21 protein-coding genes are annotated in these 22,815 nt (G+C 61.6%); 12 read left to right on the plus strand and 9 right to left on the minus strand.

The annotated features are described in order from the left end of the window. Positions 1-43: 43 nt before the first annotated feature. Positions 44-847, minus strand: coding sequence for a hypothetical protein (locus QF039_RS06030; protein WP_003213127.1), 804 nt, complete (start codon positions 845-847; stop codon positions 44-46). Between the two features lie 99 nt (positions 848-946). Then, positions 947-1,909 carry an alpha/beta hydrolase gene (locus tag QF039_RS06035; RefSeq protein WP_003213124.1) on the minus strand — a complete coding sequence of 321 codons (963 nt, stop codon included), beginning with the start codon at positions 1,907-1,909 and terminating at the stop codon, positions 947-949. 143 nt (positions 1,910-2,052) lie between these two features. Here QF039_RS06035 and aroC point away from each other — a divergent pair, with 143 nt between their 5' ends. The 4 genes from aroC (at position 2,053) to QF039_RS06055 (ending at position 5,538) form a co-directional block, all read left to right on the plus strand. Continuing rightward, positions 2,053-3,144 (plus strand): chorismate synthase, encoded by a 1,092-nt coding sequence (aroC, locus tag QF039_RS06040; RefSeq protein WP_003213122.1) that lies wholly within the window; start codon positions 2,053-2,055, stop codon positions 3,142-3,144. A 148-nt stretch (positions 3,145-3,292) separates the two neighbouring features. Next, entirely contained in the window at positions 3,293-4,444 is a 1,152-nt protein-coding gene (locus QF039_RS06045; protein ID WP_177040545.1) for an MFS transporter, read from the plus strand. A gap of 28 nt (positions 4,445-4,472) precedes the next feature. After that, positions 4,473-5,018 (plus strand): acireductone dioxygenase, encoded by a 546-nt coding sequence (locus QF039_RS06050; RefSeq protein WP_134326014.1) that lies wholly within the window; start codon positions 4,473-4,475, stop codon positions 5,016-5,018. 235 nt (positions 5,019-5,253) lie between these two features. After that, complete coding sequence (locus tag QF039_RS06055; protein WP_003216779.1) at positions 5,254-5,538, plus strand: response regulator transcription factor; 285 nt, start codon at positions 5,254-5,256, stop codon at positions 5,536-5,538. Positions 5,539-5,593: 55 nt separating this feature from the next. Here the strand turns inward: QF039_RS06055 and QF039_RS06060 are convergent, their stop codons facing one another. Further along, complete coding sequence (locus QF039_RS06060) at positions 5,594-5,872, minus strand: DUF3509 domain-containing protein (RefSeq protein WP_003216777.1); 279 nt, start codon at positions 5,870-5,872, stop codon at positions 5,594-5,596. Positions 5,873-6,270: 398 nt separating this feature from the next. Here QF039_RS06060 and QF039_RS06065 point away from each other — a divergent pair, with 398 nt between their 5' ends. From QF039_RS06065 to QF039_RS06085, 5 genes are all read left to right on the plus strand, one after another. After that, a complete protein-coding gene (locus tag QF039_RS06065; protein WP_177122583.1) occupies positions 6,271-8,097 on the plus strand; it encodes a long-chain-acyl-CoA synthetase in 1,827 nt (608 codons plus the stop codon). A 96-nt stretch (positions 8,098-8,193) separates the two neighbouring features. Further along, positions 8,194-8,709, plus strand: coding sequence for an ankyrin repeat domain-containing protein (locus QF039_RS06070; RefSeq protein ID WP_003216773.1), 516 nt, complete (start codon positions 8,194-8,196; stop codon positions 8,707-8,709). Between the two features lie 41 nt (positions 8,710-8,750). Then, positions 8,751-9,281: a hypothetical protein gene (locus tag QF039_RS06075; RefSeq protein WP_003216771.1), complete on the plus strand. Its 531-nt coding sequence runs from the start codon at positions 8,751-8,753 to the stop codon at positions 9,279-9,281. A 68-nt stretch (positions 9,282-9,349) separates the two neighbouring features. Further along, the gene (locus tag QF039_RS06080; RefSeq protein ID WP_003172956.1) at positions 9,350-9,541 is read left to right on the plus strand and encodes a PLDc N-terminal domain-containing protein; all 192 of its coding nucleotides are present in this window, start codon (positions 9,350-9,352) and stop codon (positions 9,539-9,541) included. Between the two features lie 396 nt (positions 9,542-9,937). Then, positions 9,938-12,025: an LTA synthase family protein gene (locus QF039_RS06085; protein ID WP_177020684.1), complete on the plus strand. Its 2,088-nt coding sequence runs from the start codon at positions 9,938-9,940 to the stop codon at positions 12,023-12,025. Between the two features lie 59 nt (positions 12,026-12,084). On the opposite strand, the gene QF039_RS06090 is transcribed toward QF039_RS06085, so the two are convergent. After that, positions 12,085-12,237 (minus strand): DUF3309 family protein, encoded by a 153-nt coding sequence (locus tag QF039_RS06090; protein ID WP_003216767.1) that lies wholly within the window; start codon positions 12,235-12,237, stop codon positions 12,085-12,087. Positions 12,238-12,566: 329 nt separating this feature from the next. Between QF039_RS06090 and QF039_RS06095 the strand changes: the two genes are divergently transcribed. After that, positions 12,567-13,388, plus strand: a complete 822-nt coding sequence (locus QF039_RS06095; RefSeq protein WP_177020683.1) for an SDR family oxidoreductase — start codon at positions 12,567-12,569, stop codon at positions 13,386-13,388. A 248-nt stretch (positions 13,389-13,636) separates the two neighbouring features. Next, positions 13,637-13,846, plus strand: a complete 210-nt coding sequence (csrA, locus tag QF039_RS06100; RefSeq protein WP_008433220.1) for a carbon storage regulator CsrA — start codon at positions 13,637-13,639, stop codon at positions 13,844-13,846. Between the two features lie 3 nt (positions 13,847-13,849). On the opposite strand, the gene QF039_RS06105 is transcribed toward csrA, so the two are convergent. From QF039_RS06105 to mnmC, 5 genes are all read right to left on the minus strand, one after another. Beyond that, positions 13,850-14,077 (minus strand): YheU family protein, encoded by a 228-nt coding sequence (locus QF039_RS06105; RefSeq protein WP_003192759.1) that lies wholly within the window; start codon positions 14,075-14,077, stop codon positions 13,850-13,852. A 59-nt stretch (positions 14,078-14,136) separates the two neighbouring features. Then, positions 14,137-15,321 (minus strand): osmoprotectant NAGGN system M42 family peptidase, encoded by a 1,185-nt coding sequence (locus QF039_RS06110; RefSeq protein ID WP_003216760.1) that lies wholly within the window; start codon positions 15,319-15,321, stop codon positions 14,137-14,139. 133 nt (positions 15,322-15,454) lie between these two features. Beyond that, complete coding sequence (gene ngg, locus QF039_RS06115) at positions 15,455-17,200, minus strand: N-acetylglutaminylglutamine synthetase (protein ID WP_177122581.1); 1,746 nt, start codon at positions 17,198-17,200, stop codon at positions 15,455-15,457. Positions 17,201-17,203: 3 nt separating this feature from the next. After that, on the minus strand, positions 17,204-18,976 hold the full coding sequence (locus QF039_RS06120; protein WP_003216754.1) for an N-acetylglutaminylglutamine amidotransferase: 1,773 nt from the start codon (positions 18,974-18,976) through the stop codon (positions 17,204-17,206). 154 nt (positions 18,977-19,130) lie between these two features. Continuing rightward, the gene (gene mnmC / locus QF039_RS06125) at positions 19,131-21,119 is read right to left on the minus strand and encodes a bifunctional tRNA (5-methylaminomethyl-2-thiouridine)(34)-methyltransferase MnmD/FAD-dependent 5-carboxymethylaminomethyl-2-thiouridine(34) oxidoreductase MnmC (protein ID WP_307517149.1); all 1,989 of its coding nucleotides are present in this window, start codon (positions 21,117-21,119) and stop codon (positions 19,131-19,133) included. A 141-nt stretch (positions 21,120-21,260) separates the two neighbouring features. Here mnmC and pap point away from each other — a divergent pair, with 141 nt between their 5' ends. Next, on the plus strand, positions 21,261-22,778 hold the full coding sequence (gene pap, locus QF039_RS06130) for a polyphosphate:AMP phosphotransferase (RefSeq protein ID WP_178965824.1): 1,518 nt from the start codon (positions 21,261-21,263) through the stop codon (positions 22,776-22,778). The last annotated feature ends 37 nt before the right edge of the window (positions 22,779-22,815 follow it).

The raw sequence follows: 22,815 nt of genomic DNA on the forward strand, positions 1-22,815 counted from the left end.
TCCAGCGGGAGCAGGCTCCCTCGCCACAAATACACTTTATGATTCAGCGATGCGTCGCAATCCAGATCAACAGCCCCGCCTGAAACACGGTAAACGCCACCAGACACGTAATCGTGAAGCGCAACCCGCTGTCTTCGCGCTTGAACTTGGTGACCTTTTCCTCTTCCTTGCGCAGCTTCACTTCCTGTTCCGCCAGGTTCTGCTCGGCCTGTTGCAGCATCTGCGCCGCTTCCAGAATCTCCACGAACTGCAGCTTTTCGGTGTTCCAGCTGTCCAGCACATCGCTGACCTTGCCCGGCTGCACGTTGCCCTTCAAATGCTGGACATCGGCGTACGCCACATCAAAGCCCTGGATACGCAGGAAGTGATCCCGGCGCAGGCGCGTGGCTTCGTTGAGGGCGTCCTTGTTGGCCAGGTCGACGCCGTCGACGCGGTAGTGCGACCACTTCTTTTTCGCCCAGGCGGCGCCCTGGGCTACCAGGAAACGGCCGATGCCGCGGTTAGCCGGCTCGATCTCCAGGCTGTTGCCCGGGCCAAAATGCACCCGATGGGTCGCGTGATCGACCCAGATATCCAAATGGTTCTGTTCCCGGCGCACCCGCTGGCCCGGCAACTGAATGACCATGCGCAGCAGGCTGTGGTCCTTGTTGTTGCGTTCGGCCCAGCCAAACTGCACAAAGCGCAGGGGCCGCACGCCCGTGGCACGGTCGGTGGCCAAAGGGGCCAGGCGCAGCATCTTGAAATGTTCGGCCTGCACCTCCGCCCACGGTAACGCGGCCGATGCGGCGGCCTCGGTGTCAGCCGTGGTGTCGGCGGTAGGTTCAGGTGTTGCTTCGGTGTTCGTCATTCGGCGCGATCCTGTCCAAGCTCTGCGGGCCGACAGGCTTTTTGCTGTCGACCCATGGCTTATCGGCCGTTTTGCTCAGGACTGGAGGGCAATACTCGCTTAACTGGCGCGAAGTCCGTCGATAAAGCGAACCAGGCGGGTGCCCAGTTCAGCCGCCAGCGGCAACTGCGGGTCGTTATAGGACTCCAGTTGCTGCTTCACGTTGTTGGGCACGATGCGCATCACGTGGTTCATGCCTTCGATCACCGTCAGCTCGGCGTCGGGCTTTGCCTTCTGCAATTGTTGCGCATCGGCCACGCCGACCTGCAGGTCATTGGTGCCCTGGACGATCAGGGCCGGCATGGTCAATTTGGCAAAGGCCGCCGAAGGGTCGGCGCGGAACAGGCTGATCAGATAGGGCTGCACGCTGGGGCGGAAAATGCCCTCAAGGGGGGTGGGCACATCGGCGTCCACCTGGCCGGCCTTGAGGTGATCGAGAATCTGGTTGCTGCGCAGTAACAGCGCTGGAGGCATATGGTCGGCCAGTTGCTGGCGGATCACCTGGTCCACCGGGCGCGCACTGCCCGACAGGGAAATCACCCCGGCCGGGTTGAGCTGCGGGGCGGCGAGGGCGGCCACCAGTGCACCTTCGCTGTGGCCCAGCACAATCAGCGGGCCCATGCGTGGGTCGGCCTTGAGCAACTTGCCCCAGGCCACGGCGTCGGACACGTAGGCATCCAGGGTCAGGTTGCGTTCATCGGGGGTGGCGGCAAGGCTGGCGGCCACGCCGCGCTTGTCGTAGCGCACGCTGGCGATGTTGTGCCTGGCCAGCACCCAGGCCAGGCGCTTGAGGCTGTCGTTGCGTGCGCCGTCGGCGCTGTTGCCGTTGCGGTCGGTGGGCCCGGAGCCGGCGATGATCAGCACCACCGGCACCGGCTTGTCGGATTTGGGCAACAACAGCGAACCAAACAGCTCGCCACTGCCGGTGTCCAGGCTGATGGGCCGTTGCAGTACGACAGGGGAGGCGGCGAAGCCAAGGCTGGAAAACAGAGTGAGGGTCAAAAGCAGAACTCGCAGCATCATCGCGCCATCATGAGGAAGGTGCCGGTTGGACCAACGTCTACCGGTAAGGTTTCGAGGATGAACTAGTCGGTTAGCCTGCGTATACTGGCCGCCTTAAGTTATTACGGTTGACTTGATTCAACTGATTTCACGGAGCGCCCTGCATGTCCGGCAATACCTACGGCAAGCTGTTCACTGTTACCACCGCGGGCGAAAGCCATGGCCCGGCGTTGGTCGCCATTGTCGACGGCTGCCCGCCGGGCCTCGAGTTGTCCCTGGAAGACCTGCAGCGTGACCTCGACCGCCGCAAGCCCGGCACCAGCCGCCACACCACCCAGCGCCAGGAAGCCGACGAAGTCGAAATTCTCTCCGGCGTGTTCGAGGGCCGCACCACCGGCTGCGCCATCGGCCTGCTGATTCGCAACACCGACCAGAAGTCCAAGGACTACTCGGCGATCAAAGACCTGTTCCGCCCGGCCCACGCCGACTACACCTACCACCACAAATACGGCGAGCGCGACTACCGTGGCGGTGGCCGCAGCTCGGCGCGGGAAACCGCGATGCGCGTGGCGGCCGGGGCGATCGCCAAGAAGTTCCTGGCGACCCAGGGCATCGTGATCCGCGGCTACATGAGCCAGCTGGGCCCGATCGAAATCCCGTTCAAGACCTGGGACAGCGTCGAAGACAACGCCTTTTTCTGCCCAGACCCGGACAAAGTGCCGGAGCTGGAAGCCTATATGGACCAGTTGCGCCGCGACCAGGATTCCGTCGGCGCCAAGATCACCGTGGTTGCCGAAGGCGTGATGCCGGGCCTGGGCGAGCCGATCTTCGACCGCCTCGATGCCGAACTGGCCCACGCGCTGATGAGCATCAACGCGGTCAAGGGCGTGGAAATCGGCGCCGGGTTCGATTGTGTGGCCCAGCGTGGTACCGAGCACCGTGACGAGCTGACCCCGGAAGGTTTCCTCAGCAACAACGCCGGCGGCATTCTCGGCGGCATCTCCTCCGGCCAGCCAATCGTTGCGCACCTGGCCCTCAAGCCGACGTCCAGCATCACCACGCCGGGCCGCTCGATCGATGTGCACGGCAACCCGGTGGACGTGATCACCAAGGGCCGTCACGACCCGTGCGTCGGCATCCGTGCCACGCCGATTGCCGAAGCGATGATGGCCATTGTGTTGATGGACCACCTGCTGCGTCATCGTGGGCAAAACGCCGACGTAAAAGTCAGTACTCCGGTATTGGGCCAGCTGTGACCGTGTGTGGCGAGCGAGCTTGCTCGCGCTGGGCTGCGCAGCGGCCCCAAAGCCTGCAACCCGGTAGGACCTGGAGAACTGCGGCGCTTCTAGTGGGGGCGCTTCGCGCCCCAGCGCGAGCAAGCTCGCTCGCCACAAGTCACTTATGCTGACGCAAGCCCTTCCATACTGGCGACTCTCCAGCTTCTACCTGTTCTATTTCGCCCTGCTGGGGGCGACGGCGCCGTTCCTGGCGCTGTACTTCGATCACCTTGGGTTCTCCAGCGCGCGCATCGGCGAGCTGGTGGCCATCCCCATGCTGATGCGCTGCGTGGCGCCCAACCTGTGGGGCTGGCTGGGGGACTACACCGGCCGGCGCCTGGCCATCGTGCGCTTTGGCGCGGTGTGCACCCTGGTGAGTTTCTCGTTGATCTTTGTCAGCAAGACCTACGCCTGGCTGGCGCTGGTGATGGCCTTGCACGCGTTCTTCTGGCACGCGGTCCTGCCACAGTTTGAAGTCATCACCCTCGCGCACCTGCAAGGCCAGACCTCGCGCTACAGCCAGGTGCGGTTGTGGGGCTCCATCGGTTTTATCCTCACCGTGGTGATCATGGGCCGCTTGTTCGACTGGCTGAGCCTGGATATCTACCCGGTGGTGGTCGTGGTGATCATGGCCGGCATCATCGGCGCCAGCCTCTGGGTGCCGAATGCGCAGCCCCTGAGCCAGGGGAGTCGCCTGGCCGGTGACGGCTTTTTGCGGCAACTGCGCAGCCCCGGCGTGCTGGCGTTCTATGCGTGTGTGGCGCTGATGCAGATGAGCCATGGTCCATACTACACCTTCCTCACCCTGCACCTTGAACACCTCGGTTACAGCCGTGGCGTGATCGGCATGTTGTGGGCGCTGGGCGTGGTGGCGGAAGTCTTGATGTTCCTGGCCATGAGCCGGATTCTCACGCGCTTTTCGGTACGCCGGGTATTGATGGCGAGTTTCCTGCTGGCCGCACTGCGCTGGTTGCTGCTGGGCTCGTTTGCCGAATTCTTCTGGGTGCTGTTGCTGGCGCAGGTGATGCACGCGGCGACCTTCGGCAGTTTTCACGCGGCGGCCATCCAGTTCGTGCAACGCAGCTTTGGCGCTCGCCAGCAAGGGCAGGGCCAGGCACTGTATGCGGCACTGGCCGGTACCGGCGGTGCGCTGGGCGCACTCTATTCAGGTTACAGCTGGAACCTGCTGGGGCCGACCCTGACCTTCAGCATTGCCAGCGTCGCGGCCCTGGCCGCCGCCCTAATCATTGGCATTCGATTGCAAGAGGAGCGGCCATGAGCGGCTCCCGTGACAGAGGAAGAGTTTGATGAGCTATCTCGCGGTTTACCACGTCTGCACCCCCGACACCCCGAACAAGGTCCTGACTCACCAGGACGATATCGCCTCGACCCTGGCCGAGCTGGGTGTGGGGTTCGATCGCTGGCAGGCGGCTACCCGACTTGAGCCCGGGGCCAGCGAGGTTGAGATTATCGCCGCCTACCAGGCGCCCATCGACAAGCTGATGACCGAGCGCGGCTACACCACCGTTGATGTGCTCCGCATCAGCAATGATCACCCGCAGAAAGCCCAATTGCGCGCCGAGCGACTCGACGAACACCGCATGGCCCAAGACCACGTGCGTTTTTTCGTAGCGGGTCGTGGGCTGTTTACCTTGCACATCGAAGATTATGTGTACGCGGTGTTCTGCGAGAAAAACGACCTGATCTTGGTGCCGAGCGGCATCCCGCACTGGTTTGATATGGGGGAGAACCCGCACTTTGTGGCGATCCGCCTGTTCAGTGACCCTGAAGGGCTGGCGGTCATGCTGACCGGCGACGCGATCGCCGAGGGTTTTCCTCGGCTTGATGACTAAGTTCGTCCGGCAATGCCTCCTGAACAGGGGGCATTTTTTTAACTTCAATTCCTTCAGGTTGGAAATCGCTGTAGGAATAAACTTGAAAGTTTGTGGGTAACAGCTGTTTATCGTTGACCTTACTTATTAGTTCCACTCTTTGTGTAACTCTCTCTGGTCTCAATATTTATTCGCCTGTCAATAGGAGTAATCCGACTTCGGGCGTTACAAGACCTATATGAAGAGAGAGGCCTGCATGAGCGGTTCGGAGCCACAGGAACAACCGTCCACGCAAACGGACAGCGCGCCGGTTGCCAACCGCAAGGCGCGTGCGATGTTGTCGGGTAAACCCCTGACCCCAAAGGAACGGGAAATCCTGCATTGGGCGGTCGAGGGCAAGACGGTGTGGGAAATCAGCAGGATTCGCTCCATCTCCCAGGCCACGGTGAAGTTTCACCTGCGCAACATCTACGGCAAGTTGCAGGTGACTAACCGGGTCCAGGCCGTGAACGAGGCGGTGAAACAGGGATTGTGCAAATAAAAAAAAGGCCGTGGTGCGCAACGGCACCACGACCTGTTCGGGTCCTGCATGACGGTCAAGCCGAATGGTAGGTCGGCAGGGCAAAGCGGTTCTGGCTTTGCAGCATCGAAATCTGTGGCAGGTCGCTGGCTTGTTCAGCCAGGTCGCGGCGAATGGCGCTGATGACCCACGTCAGTTGGTCGGCCGTGTGCAGTTGCTGATAAGAGATCGAACGTTTGATCTGCTTGCCTTCGCTATTACGCAAGGTCAGCAGGATGCCGCCATCAGGACGCGCCTGGGTGGTGACGTCGAAATTGGAGAACACAGAAGAAAATTTATCTTGGATCAGGCTCATGTCTATCAGCTCCGTTAGCTCATGTTTTGCAGCGTGGAGTGATAGGTGCAGTGATTGTGCCAGTACTGACTATCTTAAAAAATCGTTATAAATCAATCAGTTATAAAATTTTAAGATTTCCAGTTTCGTGCAATTTGCATGAATGGCCATCGTGCATCCTGCATTTTGCGGGGTTTTGCCAAGTGTTTCACCGCTGGCACGCAAGGCAGGTCTTCCATAGTGACCACCTGGCGGTGCGCTAAATTCCTTTTCCTTTCGGGATACAAAACTTTTCAAATCCTGCGTGTACAGCCGAAGAACGGCTGGCGTATTTTCCTGCAAGGCATTCGGCGCGGGTCTTACAGTGCGATGGGTGCCTTGAGGGTCATACGAACAATAAGAAAAAGGACGTTCCCGCCATGAACCACCCGCCAAGTGACATGATCACCTGGGGCATGATGCTGCGTAAGGTGCCCACCATTGTCCGTGCGCTGCCGCGCCTGGTGCGCGGAATCCGCGTTGCCAACATCACCGATCCCGACCAGCCGTGCGGCCTGGGCTGGACCTTTGAACAAGCCACCCAACGCAACCCCGACGGCGCCGCGCTGCTGTATGGCGACACGGTGCTGAGCTACCGCCAGGCCAACCAGCAGGCCAACCGCATGGCTCACTACCTGCAGCAGCAGGGGATCGGCAAGGGCGACGTGGTAGCGTTGTTTATCGAGAACCGCCCCGAGTTGTTGCTCAGCGTACTGGCCGTGGCCAAGGTGGGCGGCATTTGCGCGATGCTCAATACCTCGCAAACCCAGTCGGCGCTGGTACATAGCCTCAACCTGGTGGCACCGGCGGCCATCGTGGTGGGAGCCGAGTTGGTAGGGGCCTACGAGGCCGTGCGCAGCCAGGTGGCCATCGAGGCGGATAAAACCTGGTTTATTGCCGATCAGCAGCACAGCCATGTGCCGCCGGATTACGTCGACCTGATGGCCGCCAGCGCCGACTGCCCGGTGGAAAACCCCGCCAGCACCCAGCAGATTTTTTTCAACGACCCTTGCTTCTATATCTACACCTCCGGCACCACCGGCTTGCCCAAGGCCGGCATTTTCAAGCATGGCCGCTGGATGAAGTCCTCGGCCAGTTTCGGCACCATCGCCCTGGATATGGGGCCCGAGGATGTCGTCTATTGCACCTTGCCGCTGTATCACGCCACTGGCCTGTGCGTGTGCTGGGGTTCGGCGATTGCCGGGGCGTCGGGGTTCGCGATTCGCCGCAAGTTCAGCGCCAGCCAGTTCTGGGACGATGTGCGCAAATTCAATGCGACCACCCTGGGTTATGTCGGCGAGCTGTGCCGCTACCTGATCGACCAGCCCGCGAGCGAGCAGGATCGTGATAACCGTGTGACAAAGATGATCGGCAACGGCCTGCGCCCAGGGGTTTGGGCTGAGTTCAAGCAGCGCTTTGGCGTCGATCATATCTGCGAGCTGTACGCCGCCAGTGACGGCAACATCGGCTTCACCAATGTGCTGAACTTCGACAACACCATTGGCTTTTCCCTGATGCACTGGGCACTGGTGGACTACGCCCATGACAGCTGTGAGCCGATTCGCGGCGCCGACGGTTTCATGCGCGAAGTGCCCAAGGGGGGCCAGGGGCTGCTGCTGGCCAGGATCGATGACAAGGCACCGTTCGACGGCTACACCGACCCCGAGAAGAACCGCAAGGTGGTGCTCAGCGACGTGTTCGAGAAGGGCGACCGTTATTTCAACACCGGCGACCTGTTGCGCAATATCGGCTTTGGCCACGCCCAATTCGTTGACCGGCTGGGGGACACCTACCGCTGGAAAGGTGAGAACGTCTCCACCACCGAAGTCGAGAACATCTTCCTGCAGCACCCGCAGATTTCCGAAGTGGTGGCCTACGGCGTGGAGATTGAAAACACCAACGGCCGCGCGGGCATGGCGGCCATTACGCCTGCCGAATCCCTGGCTTCCCTGGACATGCGCGAGTTGCTGACCTTCGCCCACGGGCAATTGCCCGCGTATGCGGTGCCGTTGTTCCTGCGGATCAAGGTGAAGATGGAAACCACGGGCACCTTCAAATACCAGAAGGTGAAACTCAAGGAGGAAGCGTTCGACCCGGGCAAGGCCGGTGATGATCCGATCTTTGCCTGGCTGCCTGGGTCGGACAGTTATGTGCCGGTCACGGGGCAACTGTTGGCGGATATCCAGGCGGGCAAGTTCCGTTATTGATTCTGCCTATCGCCGCTTTTGGGAAAAAAGGCATGACAGTGGGGAACTCCATCGCGAGACTGGGCGCCTTATGAAACACCAGACAAGGAGCCCCACATGTCAGACCAAGCCAAACAAATGACCGAAGACGAAGCCGCCGAATTTGCCGAGCAGGTGTTCGACGTGGCGCGCAAGGGCGATGCCGCGATGCTGGCTGCGTTGCTGGCCAAGGGCTTGCCGCCGAACCTGCGCAACCACAACGGCGATACGCTGTTGATGCTGTCGGCCTACCATGGTCATGTGGACGCGGTGAAAGTGCTGCTGGAATTCAAGGCCGACCCCCAGATTGCCAACGACAAGAACCAGCTGCCGATTGCCGGCGCGGCGTTCAAGGGCAACCTGCCGGTGGTCAAGGCATTGATCGAAGGCGGAGCGTTGGTCGAAGGCGCATCCTCTGATGGTCGCACCGCCTTGATGATGGCGGCGATGTTCAACCGTACCGAAATGGTGGACTACCTGATCAGCCAGGGCGCCAATCCCAAGGCCACCGATGCTCAGGGCGTGACCGCGCTGGCAGCCGCGCAGACCATGGGGGCGGTGGATACGGCGGCGCAGTTGGAAAAACTGGTGTAGGCTTTGCGCCCTCAAAATCAGCCCCGCCACAGGACCACCCCATGAAAACCGCACTCGTCGAACTCATCAGCAAAATCAGCTCCGGCTGCATGAGCGAACCCGAGATCGCCAAGGTGGCTGACGAAGCGGCCCAGGCCTACGCCGATCCCGACGCTTTCCTGGCCGCCAACCCCGACATCAACTACGACGACACTTTCCCGATTCCCCTGGGTGAGTGGATCGTCGTCGGCAGCCTGCCTGACACCGTGCTGTTCCAGGCCGACACCTACCTGGACCTGTTCGCCCAGATCGTCGCCTCCTTTGGCCCCGGCGTGGCGTTCAACCTCAAGCCCAAGCAACTGGCCAAGACGGAAGCCCTGACCGCGCTGAACCGCATCCAGATCCAGATGAGCGCCCTCAACCCGGAGAACGGCGGCTACGTGCTGATGAACTTCAGCCAATTGCTGGACGACGAGATCCAGGCTGTGCTGGTCTACGGCAACGACGTGCCACGGGTGCTGGAGTTGTGTGCCGAAACCGGCATAAAGGGCGAACCATCGCTGGAAGCCCTGCGGGTTGCGGTACACGTCTGAAATAAAACGGAACCCCCGGCCACGGCTGACTATCCTAAGCAGGCAAGCCCTCACTTAGGAGCGACACCATGGGTTCCACTTTTAATGGTCTGATCGGGTTGATCATCCTCGCGCTGGATATCTGGGCGATCATCAACGTGTTCAAAAGCGGCGCGAGTACCGGCGCCAAAGTGTTGTGGATCCTGTTGATCCTGCTGCTGCCGGTACTGGGCTTGATCATCTGGGCGATCGCCGGGCCGCGCGGTAACGTGCGGATCTGATCCAAACAACGCTATCCAGAGCGGGCACAGTAAGTGTGGGAGCGGGCTTGCTCGCGAATACGGTGTAACAGTCACCTGATGTATCGACTGATTTACCGTATTCGCGAGCAAGCCCGCTCCCACATCTGTTTCCGTACGCCCGTTATTGTGTTTCGAGATATTCGCTGCACAGAATTTTCACATTCCATCCAAGACAATTCGCCGGCTATTTTTCCTGCCGGATGCTCTAAGACGAGTCTCAAACACTGGCCGGATTGAGTAATCAATGGCGTTGCCGGCGTTGATCGGGCACCATTTGCGCCATTGCGTTCACCGTCTACCCCAGCTTGCCTGGGCGAGGGCGGGGCGCCGCTGTATTCATTCGCAACTTAAACTTCCAATGGGTCCTAAAACGACATGGCAAACCCGGACGCCCTGAATCAGCAGCGAGCTTCTAATCGCTTGCTGCAACCGACCGTCAAATCCCATCTGGCGTACACGCTGCTTTGTGCCTTGATCATGATGGTGATGTTCTCCCTGCTGCGCCTGGCGCTGCTGGTCTACAACCGCGAGATGATCCTCGACACACCGGCCTCGACTTTCCTTGAAGCGTTCGCCAACGGCCTGCGCCTGGATATCCGCCTGGTGATGTACCTGCTGGTGCCGCTGCTGCTGGCGTTGTTCAGCGTACGGGCCATGGCGGCGCGCGGGTTCTTCCGCTTGTGGCTGACGGTCGCGTCCAGCATCGCGCTGTTCCTGGGCCTGATGGAAATGGACTTCTACCGCGAGTTCCACCAGCGCCTCAACGGCCTGGTCTTCCAGTACGTGAAGGAAGACCCGAAAACCGTGATGAGCATGCTCTGGTACGGTTTCCCGGTGGTGCGCTACCTGCTGGCCTGGGCCGTGGGTACGCTGATCCTGAGTATCGCCTTCAAAGGCGCCGACCGTGCAACGCGCCCACGCGGCCCGTTCAGCGGTGGCAGCATCGGCACTCGCCAGGTAGCGCCGTGGTACACGCGCATCGCGGTGTTCGTGGTCTGCCTGCTGGTCGCCGTGGTCGCCATCCGTGGCACCCTGCGCCAGGGCCCGCCACTGCGTTGGGGCGACGTGTACACCACCGACTCGAACTTCGCCAACCAGTTGGGCCTCAACGGTACCTTGTCGCTGATTGCGGCGGCGAAATCGCGCTTCTCCGAGGAGCGTTCGAACATCTGGAAAGCCACCCTGGAGCAGCCGCTGGCCACCCAGACCGTGCGCGACATGCTGGTATTGCCGACCGAGAAACTGGTCGACACCGACACCGCCGCGGTACGCCGTGACTTCACGCCGCCGGCCGAGAAGACCCTGCCGATCAAGAACGTCGTGGTTATCCTGATGGAAAGCTTCGCCGGTCACTCGGTGGGCGCCCTGGGCCGCCCGGGCAACATCACGCCGTACTTCGACAAACTGTCCAAGGAAGGCCTGCTGTTCGACCGCTTCTTCTCCAACGGCACCCACACCCACCAGGGTATGTTCGCCACCATGGCCTGCTTCCCGAACCTGCCGGGTTTCGAATACCTGATGCAGACTCCGGAAGGCAGCCACAAGCTGTCGGGCCTGCCGCAGTTGCTCAGCCATCGCGATTTCGACGACGTGTACGTCTACAACGGCGACTTCGCCTGGGATAACCAGTCGGGCTTCTTCAGCAACCAGGGCATGACCAACTTTATCGGGCGTAATGACTTCGTCAACCCGGTGTTCTCGGACCCGACCTGGGGCGTGTCAGACCAGGACATGTTCAACCGTGGCCTGGAAGAGTTGAAGGCCCGTGAAGGCGGCAAGCCGTTCTATGCGCTGCTGCAAACCCTGTCCAACCACACGCCGTACGCGTTGCCGACGCCATTGCCGGTCGAGAAGGTCACCGACCGTGGCAGCCTCAACGAGCATTTGACGGCCATGCGCTACTCCGACTGGGCCCTGGGCCAGTTCTTTGAAAAGGCCCGCAAGGAGCCGTACTTCAAGGAAACCCTGTTCGTGATCGTGGGCGACCACGGCTTCGGCAACGAGCAGCAGATCACCGAGATGGACCTGGGCCGCTTCAACGTGCCGATGCTGATGATTGCACCGGGCATGCAGGAGAAGTTCGGCGAGCGTGACCACACCGTGGGCACCCAGATCGACATCGTGCCGACCATCATGGGCCGCCTGGGCGGTGACACCCTGCACCAGTGCTGGGGCCGTGACCTGCTCAACCTGCCGGAAGGCGACAAGGGCTTTGGCGTGATCAAGCCGTCGGGCAGCGACCAGACCGTCGCCTTGCTCACCGGTGATCGCGTGCTGGTCCTGCCCAAGGAAATGCCACCAAAGTTGTGGGAATACGAACTGGGCGCCAACCCGACCGGGAAAGTGATTCCAGAGTCGCCGGACGAGGCTGCGTTGAAGCAGAAGCTCGAATCGTTCCTGCAGACCGCTACCAAGAGCCTGCTGGACAACACCGCCGGTGTAGTGGACGGCAAGCCGGACTAAACACCCGCGCATAAAAAAGAGGCCTTTCAAGGCCTCTTTTTTTTGCACGCTGGAACGCGTTATATCTTGCCGAGCAACAACAGAATCAGCAGCACTACCAACACAGTACCGAGAATACCCGATGGCCCGTAACCCCAATTGCGTGAGTGAGGGAACACTGGAAGACCGCCGACCAGCAGGAGGATCAGAATAATGATAAGAATGAGGCTCATGTTTTGTTTTCCTTATTGTCTTCTGAAAAGACCTGGTATTTAACGGATAGGCCCGACAGCTGATACGGACGCCTTAATAACTCCGACCCATGTGTTTGGCAGAAAATTCCGTGTTTTTTTAAAGCTTTTCGCTAACTTGCTTATTTCCTTTAACCCCGTTGCAAATAACCGTCCTTAGTTCAAATAAATGGAACTTGGCGGGTTTCCCGCTATCCGACCCGGCCCACGGTTTGCCTGGGGCATTCAGCAGTCTGATGGTGCGTGGGTGCAGGAAAAACCTTCGCTACACTGCGGCTCACTTCTTCCGTGAACCACAAGGCTACTTTCCTATGCAAAATCGCATGATGATCACCGGCGCCGGTTCTGGCCTGGGTCGCGAAATCGCTCTGCGCTGGGCCCGTGAGGGTTGGCAGCTGGCCTTGTCGGACGTCAGCGAAGCGGGCCTGCAAGAAACCCTCAAGCTTGTACGCCAGGCGGGTGGTGACGGCTTCACCCAGCGTTGCGACGTGCGCGACTACAGCCAGCTCACCGCGTTCGCACAGGCGTGTGAGGAAAAGCTCGGTGGCATCGACGTGATCGTCAACAACGCCGGTGTGGCGTCGGGCGGGTTCTTCAGCGAACTGTCCCTGGAAGACTGGGACTGGCAGATCGCGATCAACCTGATGGGCGTGGTCAAGGGCTGCAAGGCCTTCCTGCCGCTGCTGGAAAAGAGCAAGGGCCGCATCATCAACATCGCGTCCATGGCCGCCCTGATGCAGGGCCCGGCCATGAGCAACTACAACGTGGCCAAGGCCGGCGTGGTGGCGCTCTCGGAGAGCCTGCTGGTGGAACTCAAGCAACAGGAAGTCGGCGTGCATGTGGTGTGCCCATCCTTCTTCCAGACCAACCTGCTGGACTCGTTCCGCGGGCCGACGCCCGCGATGAAGGCCCAGGTGGGCAAGCTGCTGGAAAGCTCGCCGATTACCGCCGCACAGATCGCCGACTACATCTACCAGCAGGTGGCTGAAGGGCAATTCATGATCCTGCCCCACGAGCAGGGGCGCATGGCCTGGGCACTGAAACAGAAGAACCCGCAACTGCTGTATGACGAGATGACCGTGATGGCGGACAAGATGCGGGCGAAAGCCCAGTCGCAGGCGGTAAAAGGTTGAATTTCAGGTGAGCACCTGATGTGGCGAGGGCTTGTTGTGGCGAGGGAGCAAGCTCCCTCGCCACAGAGAGCGCCTGCAAATTTGAACATATCGTTTGGTTCTTGGGTGTAATTCGAGATTATTCACTGCCTGTCTGTAGGGTAATTTACCCTGATGTGTAAGGCATGCCTGTTTAACCTGAAGGCCATTGATGGTGCCAGGCAGGGAGCGCATGGTCGGGGTTCGGTAACTTAAAAAGGACGAACCCCATGCTGGTATTAAGCCGCGCGGTAGGTGAAATAATTTCGGTGGGTGACCAGATCACCTTGCGCATTCTGGAAGTGAACGGCACCCAAGTGAAGCTGGGTGTGGAAGCGCCGGTGGGGGTCAATGTGCACCGGGCGGAGGTCTATCAGAAGATCCTCAGTCGCCACGGGCAGCAGGCCAACACCCATCCAGTGCCTGTGCCCAATCCTTGAGTCTCAGTCGAACAGGTGCTTGGGCACATCGTGCTTGAGCATCAACTGGCACTGCTCGCTTTCGGGGTCGAAAACAATCAGCGCCTGGCCCTTGGTCAGCGCCTGGCGTACCCGCAGCACCCGTGTTTCCAGGGGCGTGTCGTCACCATTGTCGGTGCCGTCGCGGGTCACGAAGTCTTCGATGAGGCGTGTCAGGGTGTCGACTTCAAGTGCATCGTAGGGAATCAGCATACAAGCCTCTGCTAGGGAATCCCGGCGATGCTACTGCGCCGGGATCCGAGTTGCCAGTCTCAGGTTTTTTGACCCACCAGGCTGTCCACCGACGGCACGCGGGTATCACTCTCCATTTGTGTGTCGTGTTCGATCTGGTGACTGAACCGGTCGAGGGAGCCCTTGGCCGGCTGTGCATCGCTGGCGAACACCGGCGGGCTGAGGATGTACGCGCCCAGCAGGCGACTCAGCGCGGCGAGGCTGTCGATGTGCGTGCGCTCATAACCATGGGTGGCATCGCAACCGAATGCCAGCAGTGCGGTGCGAATGTCGTGGCCGGCGGTCACCGCCGAATGCGCGTCGCTGAAGTAGTAGCGAAACAGGTCGCGACGCACCGGTAGCTCATTTTCCGCCGCCAGGCGCAGCAGGTGGCGGGACAGGTGATAGTCATACGGCCCGCCGGAATCCTGCATCGCCACACTCACCGCGTGCTCGCTGGAGTGCTGCTCGTGGGCCACCGGCGCAATGTCGATGCCGACGAACTCACTCACATCCCACGGCAATGCCGCCGCCGCACCACTGCCGGTTTCTTCGGTGATGGTGAACAGCGGATGGCAGTCGATCAGCAGCGGCTGGCCGCTGTCGACAATCGCCTTGAGCGCCGCCAGCAGCGCGGCAACCCCGGCTTTATCGTCCAGGTGACGGGCGCTGATGTGGCCGCTCTCGGTGAACTCCGGCAGCGGGTCGAAGGCGACGAAATCGCCGACGCTGATACCCAGGGAGTCACAGTCGGCGCGGGTGGCGCAGTAGGCATCCAGGCGCAGTTCGATGTGGTCCCAACTGATGGGCATTTCATCCACGGCCGTATTGAACGCGTGACCGGAGGCCATCAACGGCAACACGCTGCCACGGATCACGCCGTTATCGGTGAACAGGCTGACGCGGCTGCCTTCGGCAAAACGGCTGGACCAGCAGCCGACCGGCGCGAGGGTCAGGCGGCCATTGTCCTTGATCGCCCGCACGGCGGCGCCGATGGTGTCCAGGTGCGCGGAAACGGCGCGATCGGGGCTGTTTTTCTGGCCCTTGAGGGTGGCGCGGATGGTGCCGCGCCGGGTCATTTCAAAGGGAATGCCCAGTTCCTCAAGGCGCTCGGCAACGTAGCGCACGATGGTGTCGGTAAACCCGGTGGGGCTGGGAATGGCGAGCATTTCCAGCAGCACTTTTTGCAGGTAAGCGAGATCCGGTTCGGGGATGGTTCGGGTCATAAAGACTCCTGATGAGTTGAGGATGATCGTTCCCACGCTCTGCGTGGGAATGCCTCATGGGACGCTCTGCGTCCTCTCTTGTGACGCGGAGCGTCACGGGCTGCGTTCCCACGCAGAGCGTGGGAACGATCATTCACGCCGTCGGTTGGCTATGCGGGAACAACAGGTCCACGAACTTTTCAGCCGTCGGCTGCGGTTCATGGTTGGCCAGTCCGGCCCGTTCGTTGGCTTCGATAAACACGTAGTCCGGTTGGTCGGCGGCCGGCACCATCAGGTCCAGGCCCACCATGGGAATGTCGAGGGCACGGGCGGCGCGCACGGCGGCGTCCACCAGGGTCGGGTGGAGGATGGCGGTGACGTCTTCCAGGCAACCGCCGGTGTGCAGGTTGGCGGTACGCCGCACTGCCAGGCGTTCGCCACGGGGCAGGATGCTGTTGTAGTCGTAGCCGGCCGCCTGCAGGGTGCGTTGGGTTTCATGGTCCAGGGGGATTTTGCTTTCGCCATCGGTGGCGGCCTGGCGTCGGCGGCTCTGGGCTTCGATCAACGCGCCAATGGAATGCTGACCATCGCCGGTGACTTCCGCCGGGCGCCGAATGGCGGCGGCAACCACTTCAAAGCCGATCACCAGAATGCGCAGGTCGAGGCCTTCGTGGAAGCTTTCCAGCAGTACACGGGTGTCGAATTGGCGGGCCGCCTCAATGGCTTTTTGCACGTCTTCAATGGTCTGCAAATCCACCGCCACACCCTGGCCTTGTTCGCCATCCAGCGGCTTGACCACAATACGCTGGTGCTCGTCGAGAAACTCCAGGTTGTCGTCGGCACTGCCGGCCAACTGCTGCTCCGGCAGCTTCAAGCCTGCAGCCTTGAGTGCCTTGTGGGTCAGGCTCTTGTCCTGGCACAAAGTCATGCTGATGGCGCTGGTCAGGTCGCTGAGGGATTCGCGGCAGCGCACCCGGCGGCCACCGTGGCTCAGGGTGAACAAGCCGGCATCGGCATCGTCCACCTGCACGTCGATCCCGCGCCGATGGGCTTCCTCGACGATGATCCGCGCGTAGGGATTGAACTCCGCCTGTGGGCCAGGGCCGAGGAACAGCGGCTGGTTGATCCCGTTCTTGCGCTTGATGGCGAAGGTGGTCAGCGCGCGAAAGCCAAGCTTGGCGTAGAGACTTTTCGCCTGGCGGTTGTCGTGCAGCACCGACAGGTCGAGGTAGCTCAGGCCACGGCTCATGAAGTGTTCGATCAAGTGGCGCACCAGCACTTCACCCACCCCGGGGCGGGTGCATTGCGGGTCGACCGCCAGGCACCAGAGGCTGCAGCCGTTCTCCGGGTCGTTGAAGGCTTTGTGGTGGTTCAGGCCCATCACGCTGCCGATCACCGCGCCGCTGTCTTCATCCTCGGCGAGCCAATACACCGGGCCGCCTTGATGACGTGGCGTCAGCAGTGCCGGGTCCACCGGCAACATGCCGCGCCCCTGGTACAGCTGGTTCACCGCTTGCCAGTCCGCCTCGGTTTGTACCCGGCGAATCCGGAACCCGCGAAACACCCGGGTTGCCGGGCGATAGTCGGTGAACCACAGGCGCAGGGTATCGGACGGGTCGAGAAACAACTGCTGGGGATCAATCCCGAGGATCTGCTGCGGCGCCGCCACATACAGCGCGATATCCCGCTCGCCGGGCTGCTCGTTGAGCAACTCCAGGGCCAGGCTCGCCGGGTCCGGGAAGGTGTGGCCGATCAACAACCGGCCCCAACCGCAATGCACGGCAATCGGCGTGGGGTCCAGTTCGCTGCCGTCTTCGGCGAAGCGGGCTTGCAGGCGCTCGTAGGAGGGCGCCTGGCCTCGCAGCAAGCGTTGGCTGTAAGCCGTGGCATGAGGTTTCATGAATCAGATTCCTTGTTCGCTGAGCCACAGGTTCAGCGCCGCCAGTTGCCACAGCTTGGAGCCGCGCAACGGGGTCAGTTGGCCTTGGGGATCGGTGAGCAGGCGGTCGAGCATGGCCGGGTTGAACAGGCCGCGGTCCTGGCTTGGGTCCAGCAGCAGCTCACGCACCCAGTTCAAGGTGTCACCCTGCAAATGCTTGAGGCCGGGCACCGGGAAGTAGCCTTTCTTGCGGTCGATGACCTCGCTCGGGATCACCCGGCGCGCCGCTTCCTTGAGCACTTGCTTGCCGCCGTCCGGCAGTTTGAATTTGCCCGGCACGCGGGCCGACAGTTCTACCAGGCGATAGTCGAGAAACGGCGTGCGCGCTTCCAGGCCCCAGGCCATGGTCATGTTGTCGACGCGCTTGACCGGGTCATCCACCAGCATCACGGTGCTGTCCAGGCGCAGGGCTTTGTCCACCGCCGCATCGGCGCCGGGCTGGGCGAAATGCTCGCGCACGAAGTCACCGGCGGCGTCATTCGCGGTCAACCATTTCGGCGCGACGGTAGCGGCATAGTCGTCGTAGCTGCGGTCGAAAAATGCGTCGCGGTAGGCCGCGTACGGGTCGCTTGCGCCATCCACCTGCGGGTACCAGTGGTAACCGGCGAACAGTTCATCGGCGCCCTGGCCGCTTTGCACCACCTTGCAGTGCTTGGCCACTTCCCGGGACAGCAGGTAGAAGGCAATGCAGTCATGGCTGACCATCGGCTCGCTCATGGCGCGGAACGCCGCCGGCAATTGCTCGATGATTTCGCTTTCGGCGATACGCAGTTGGTGGTGACGGGTGCCGTAATGCTTGGCGATCAAGTCCGAATACTGGAACTCGTCGCCGCGCTCGCCACCCGCGTCTTCGAAACCGATGGAGAAGGTCGACAGGTCCTGCACGCCGACTTCCCGCAACAGGCCCACCAGCATGCTGGAATCGACACCGCCGGAAAGCAGCACGCCCACATCCACCGCCGCCCGCTGACGAATCGCCACGGCTTCGCGGGTGCTGTCGAGCACGCGGTCGGTCCAGTCTTCCAGGGTCAGGTTGGCTTCATCGGCGTGGGGGCCGTAGGGCAGGGTCCACCAGGTTTTCTGTTCAGTCTTGCCATCGGCGTCGATGCGCATCCAGGAGGCGGGCGGCAGCTTTTCAATGCCCGCCAGCAGGGTGCGCGGCGCCGGCACCACGGCGTGGAAGTTCAGGTAGTGATTGAGCGCCACCGGATCGAGGATCGGGTTGATATCGCCACCCTTGAGCAGCGCCGGCAATGCCGAAGCAAAACGCAGGCGCTGGCCGGTGCGCGACAGGTACAGCGGCTTCACGCCGAGGCGGTCACGGGCGATAAACAGGCGCTGGGCATCGCGCTCCCAGATGGCGAAGGCGAACATCCCGTTGAGCTTGGGCAGCAGGGCTTCGCCCCAGGCGTGGTAGCCCTTGAGCAGCACTTCGGTGTCGCCACCGGAATAGAAGGCGTAGCCCAAGGCTTCCAGCTCTTCACGCAATTCCGGGAAGTTATAGATCGCGCCGTTGAACGCCAGGGACAGGCCCAGCTGGGCGTCGACCATCGGTTGGGCGGAGCCATCCGACAGGTCCATGATTTTCAGGCGTCGGTGGCCCAGGGCAATCGGCCCCTGGGCATGGAAGCCCCACGCGTCAGGACCGCGTGGTGCCAAGTGATGGGTGATTCGTTCCACCGCTGCCAGGTCGGCAGGTTGGTGATCGAAACGTAACTCTCCAGCTAATCCGCACATAAATTCCTTACCGGTTTTTCCGTTGGGGAGGGATAGAAATGCAGCCCGCCAAAACGGCGGGTACCCAGAGACTGACCCGGGTAAATTGTGGGAGTTTTAGAACAATACGTTATAAGGCAAAGAGCCTTGACGGGTTGCAAGCCCGTCGTCGCCCTCAGGATTTGCCTGGGTTACCGCGGATCAGGGCGCGCAGCGCGAAGCGATTGGGGTGACAGGCTTCGCTGACACTGCGCGGCAGCGGTAGCGGCTCATCGTCGAGCCAGGCGGCCAGCAGCTCTGCACAGAGTGGCGCGGTGACCAGCCCCCGTGAGCCATGGCCACTGTTGATATACACGCCGTGCAACCACGGGCACGGCGCATCAGGGACCTGCCGGGCGTCTTTGCCAAGGGCGGCGTAGGTGTGATCAAACGCTTCTCGCTGCGCCAGCGGTCCGACGATCGGCAGGTAGTCCGGGCTGGTGCAACGGAAGGCGGCGCGGCCTTCAAGCTGTTCGGGTGCCAGGCTGTCGGCGCCCAGGCGTTGCAGCAAATCGAGGGAGATTTCCCGCAGCATCTCCAGATTGCCCACGTGCTCGGCCACCGTGGGCGTAAGGTCATCGCTCTTGAAGTCGAAACTGGCACCGAGGGTGTGCTCGCCCAGGCGTGGCGGGGCGACGTAGCCCTCGGCGCACACCACCGTGGCCAACGCCTGGCTTTGCGCCGTTTGCGGCAGGCGAGTGATTTGCCCGCGGATGCGCTTGAGGGGCAAGTCAGCGCTGAAGGAAAACCGCTTGATCTCGGCGGCGCCGGCCAGCACGACCACACTGGCTTGAGCCAGAACCGTATCGTCCTGCAACGCCTGCCACTGACCGTCGACCTGCTTGAGCTCAAGGGCGTCGTGGTGCTGGAGCACTTCGATCAGCGGGTGCCTGGCTTGCCATTCGCACAGCGCCGGCGGGTGAACCCAGCCGCCCTCGGGGAAGAACAACCCACCTTGCTCCAGCGTTATCCCGGCGCGCACCTGTGCCTGCTCTTTATCCAGCAGGTGCAACAGGTCCGGGGCAAAAGCGCCGGCCAGTTGTGCCTGGCGCTCGGCTTCCTTGGCGTTGAAGGCCAGTTGCAGCACGCCGCAGCCATCCCAGTCCACGCCACGTTGCAGGTGTTCCAGCAGGCGCCGGGTGTGGCCGAAACCGCTGAGAATCAACTGCGAAAGTGCCGTGCCATGGGCGGAAAGCTTGAGGTACAACACCCCTTGCGGGTTGCCGGAGGCTTCCTGCGCGAGCGCTGCGTGGCGTTCCAGCAAACTGACGCGCCAGCCGTGTGCCGCCAGGCTGGCCGCCGTGGCGCAACCGGCCAGGCCACCACCGATGACCAGTGCATGGCGTTCACCGGAAACGGCAGGCGGGCGCGCAAACCAGGGTTTTGCCGCGGCAGGCGCAGGCGTTTCAGCGGGCCAGCCGAGAAACTCACCCCGCAGGATTTCCCACTTGTGGCCGATGCCGGGGGTGCGCTTCATCTTGAACCCGGCGGCGTTGATCAACCGCCGTACCCAACCGGTGCTGGTAAAGGTGCTGATGGTCGAGCCCGGCGCCGCCAGCCGCGCCAGTTCGGCGAACAGCTCGGCAGTCCACATGTCGGGGTTCTTGGCCGGGGCGAAACCGTCGAGGAACCAGGCGTCGACCTGCGCGTCCAGTTGCGGCAATTGCTCCAGGGCGTCGCCGATCAGCAACGTCAGGGTGACTCGACCGGTGTCCAGTACCAGCCGCTGGAAGCCTTGGTGAATCGCGATGTATTGCGCCAGCAGTTGCTCGGCGAACGGTGCCAGTTCCGGCCAGAGGGCGAGGGCGCGCTGCAGGTCGGCGTGGCTCAGCGGGTACTTTTCCACGCTGACAAAATGCAGGCGTGCGCCCGCCACCGCGTGTTGTTCGAACAACTGCCAGGCGCACAGGAAATTCAGGCCGGTGCCGAAGCCGGTCTCACCGATCACCAAGCGCCCACCCACCGGCAGTGCCGCAAAACGTTCCTGCAGACGGTTCTGTTCGAGGAATACGTAGCGGGTTTCTTCAAGGCCCGACTTGTCGGAGAAGTACACGTCATCGAAGACCCGCGAGTGCGGGCGACCTTGGTCATCCCAGTCAAGCTGGGCGTGGGATACGGGGTTCATGAGCGGCTCGGTAAAGGCAAGGCGGCCATTCTAGCTGATCAACAGGGTTGTCATTGATCCATGGCAAGCCGCTGCGGAATTTCCTGCCACGTGTTGTTGCCCAATCCGCTAGTCTTGATCACTTCTGGAACGGAGCCGCCCATGTTCGAATCTGCCGAAATCGGTCACGCCATCGACAAAGACACCTACGACGCCGAAGTGCCGGCCCTGCGTGAAGCCTTGCTGGAAGTGCAGTACGAACTGCAACAGCAGAAGCGCTTCCCGGTGATCATCCTGATCAATGGCATCGAAGGTGCGGGCAAGGGTGAAACCGTCAAATTGCTGAATGAATGGATGGACCCGCGCCTGATCGAGGTGCGCACCTTCGACCAGCAGACCGACGAAGAACTGGCCCGCCCACCGGCCTGGCGCTACTGGCGCCAGCTTCCGGCGAAAGGCCGCATGGGGATCTTTTTTGGTAACTGGTACAGCCAGATGCTGCAGAGTCGCGTCCATGGCGAGATCAAGGACGCGCGGCTGGACCAGGCCATCGCCGGTGCCGAGCGCCTGGAAAAGATGCTGTGTGATGAAGGTGCGCTGATCTTCAAGTTCTGGTTCCACCTCTCCAAGAAGCAAATGAAATCCCGGCTCAAGGCCTTGCAGGACGACCCGCTGCACAGCTGGCGCATCAGCCCGCTGGACTGGCAGCAGTCCAAGACCTACGACAAGTTTGTGCATTTTGGTGAGCGGATCCTGCGCCGCACCAGCCGTGACTATGCGCCTTGGTATGTGATCGAGGGTGTCGATGCGCACTACCGCGGGCTGACCGTCGGCAAGATCCTGCTCGAAGGCCTGCAAAACGCCTTGAAAGTGCCCAAGGGTAAAGCCAGCGGCATGAACCCGGCGCCGCTGCCATCGGCGGTTGACCAGATGAGCCTGCTGAACAGCCTGGACATGAGCCTGAGCCTTGAAAAGGACGATTACGAAGAACAACTGATTACCGAGCAGGCACGGTTCTCCGGGCTGATGCGCGACAAGCGCATGCGCAAGCACGCGTTGGTGACGGTGTTTGAAGGCAACGACGCGGCGGGCAAGGGTGGGGCCATCCGGCGTGTGGCGGCAGCCCTCGATCCCCGGCAGTACCACATCGTGCCGATTGCCGCGCCCAGTGAAGACGAGCGCGCCCAGCCTTACCTGTGGCGTTTCTGGCAGAAGATTCCGGCGCGGGGCATGTTCACCGTGTTCGACCGCTCCTGGTATGGCCGGGTGTTGGTGGAACGCATCGAAGGCTTCTGCACGCCGACGGACTGGATGCGCGCCTACGGCGAGATCAACGACTTCGAAGAGCAACTGCGCGACGCCGGGGTGATCGTGGTCAAGTTCTGGCTGGCGATCGACAAGCAGACGCAGCTGGAGCGGTTCCAGGCCCGCGAGGAAATCCCGTTCAAACGCTTCAAGATCACCGAGGACGACTGGCGTAACCGCGAGAAGTGGGACGACTATCGGGCGGCGGTGGGTGACATGGTGGACCGCACCAGCACCGAGATTGCGCCGTGGACGCTGGTTGAAGCCAACGACAAGCGCTGGGCGCGGGTGAAGGTACTGCGCACCATCAACCGGGCGCTGGAGGAGGCGTTCGACAAGTCCGACAAGCATGACAAGAAGGACAAGAAGAAGTAACGCCATGCTTTTGCATACGCGGGGTGAATGATTGTCG

Origin of the sequence: Pseudomonas sp. W2I6, from assembly GCF_030815935.1 — a bacterium.
In the GTDB taxonomy this organism is placed as follows: domain Bacteria; phylum Pseudomonadota; class Gammaproteobacteria; order Pseudomonadales; family Pseudomonadaceae; genus Aquipseudomonas.

Coding starts and splice junctions, on each gene's coding strand:
- QF039_RS06075 (WP_003216771.1), top strand. CDS start 8,751: ATGAAAACCGCACTCGTCGAACTCATCAGCAAAATCAGCTCCGGCTGC.
- QF039_RS06055 (WP_003216779.1), top strand. CDS start 5,254: ATGAGCGGTTCGGAGCCACAGGAACAACCGTCCACGCAAACGGACAGC.
- QF039_RS06030 (WP_003213127.1), bottom strand. CDS start 847: ATGACGAACACCGAAGCAACACCTGAACCTACCGCCGACACCACGGCT.
- QF039_RS06065 (WP_177122583.1), top strand. CDS start 6,271: ATGAACCACCCGCCAAGTGACATGATCACCTGGGGCATGATGCTGCGT.
- QF039_RS06090 (WP_003216767.1), bottom strand. CDS start 12,237: ATGAGCCTCATTCTTATCATTATTCTGATCCTCCTGCTGGTCGGCGGT.
- QF039_RS06050 (WP_134326014.1), top strand. CDS start 4,473: ATGAGCTATCTCGCGGTTTACCACGTCTGCACCCCCGACACCCCGAAC.
- aroC (WP_003213122.1), top strand. CDS start 2,053: ATGTCCGGCAATACCTACGGCAAGCTGTTCACTGTTACCACCGCGGGC.
- QF039_RS06105 (WP_003192759.1), bottom strand. CDS start 14,077: ATGCTGATTCCCTACGATGCACTTGAAGTCGACACCCTGACACGCCTC.
- QF039_RS06060 (WP_003216777.1), bottom strand. CDS start 5,872: ATGAGCCTGATCCAAGATAAATTTTCTTCTGTGTTCTCCAATTTCGAC.
- QF039_RS06095 (WP_177020683.1), top strand. CDS start 12,567: ATGCAAAATCGCATGATGATCACCGGCGCCGGTTCTGGCCTGGGTCGC.
- ngg (WP_177122581.1), bottom strand. CDS start 17,200: ATGAAACCTCATGCCACGGCTTACAGCCAACGCTTGCTGCGAGGCCAG.
- QF039_RS06070 (WP_003216773.1), top strand. CDS start 8,194: ATGTCAGACCAAGCCAAACAAATGACCGAAGACGAAGCCGCCGAATTT.
- QF039_RS06085 (WP_177020684.1), top strand. CDS start 9,938: ATGGCAAACCCGGACGCCCTGAATCAGCAGCGAGCTTCTAATCGCTTG.
- pap (WP_178965824.1), top strand. CDS start 21,261: ATGTTCGAATCTGCCGAAATCGGTCACGCCATCGACAAAGACACCTAC.
- QF039_RS06080 (WP_003172956.1), top strand. CDS start 9,350: ATGGGTTCCACTTTTAATGGTCTGATCGGGTTGATCATCCTCGCGCTG.
- QF039_RS06035 (WP_003213124.1), bottom strand. CDS start 1,909: ATGATGCTGCGAGTTCTGCTTTTGACCCTCACTCTGTTTTCCAGCCTT.
- csrA (WP_008433220.1), top strand. CDS start 13,637: ATGCTGGTATTAAGCCGCGCGGTAGGTGAAATAATTTCGGTGGGTGAC.
- QF039_RS06120 (WP_003216754.1), bottom strand. CDS start 18,976: ATGTGCGGATTAGCTGGAGAGTTACGTTTCGATCACCAACCTGCCGAC.
- mnmC (WP_307517149.1), bottom strand. CDS start 21,119: ATGAACCCCGTATCCCACGCCCAGCTTGACTGGGATGACCAAGGTCGC.
- QF039_RS06110 (WP_003216760.1), bottom strand. CDS start 15,321: ATGACCCGAACCATCCCCGAACCGGATCTCGCTTACCTGCAAAAAGTG.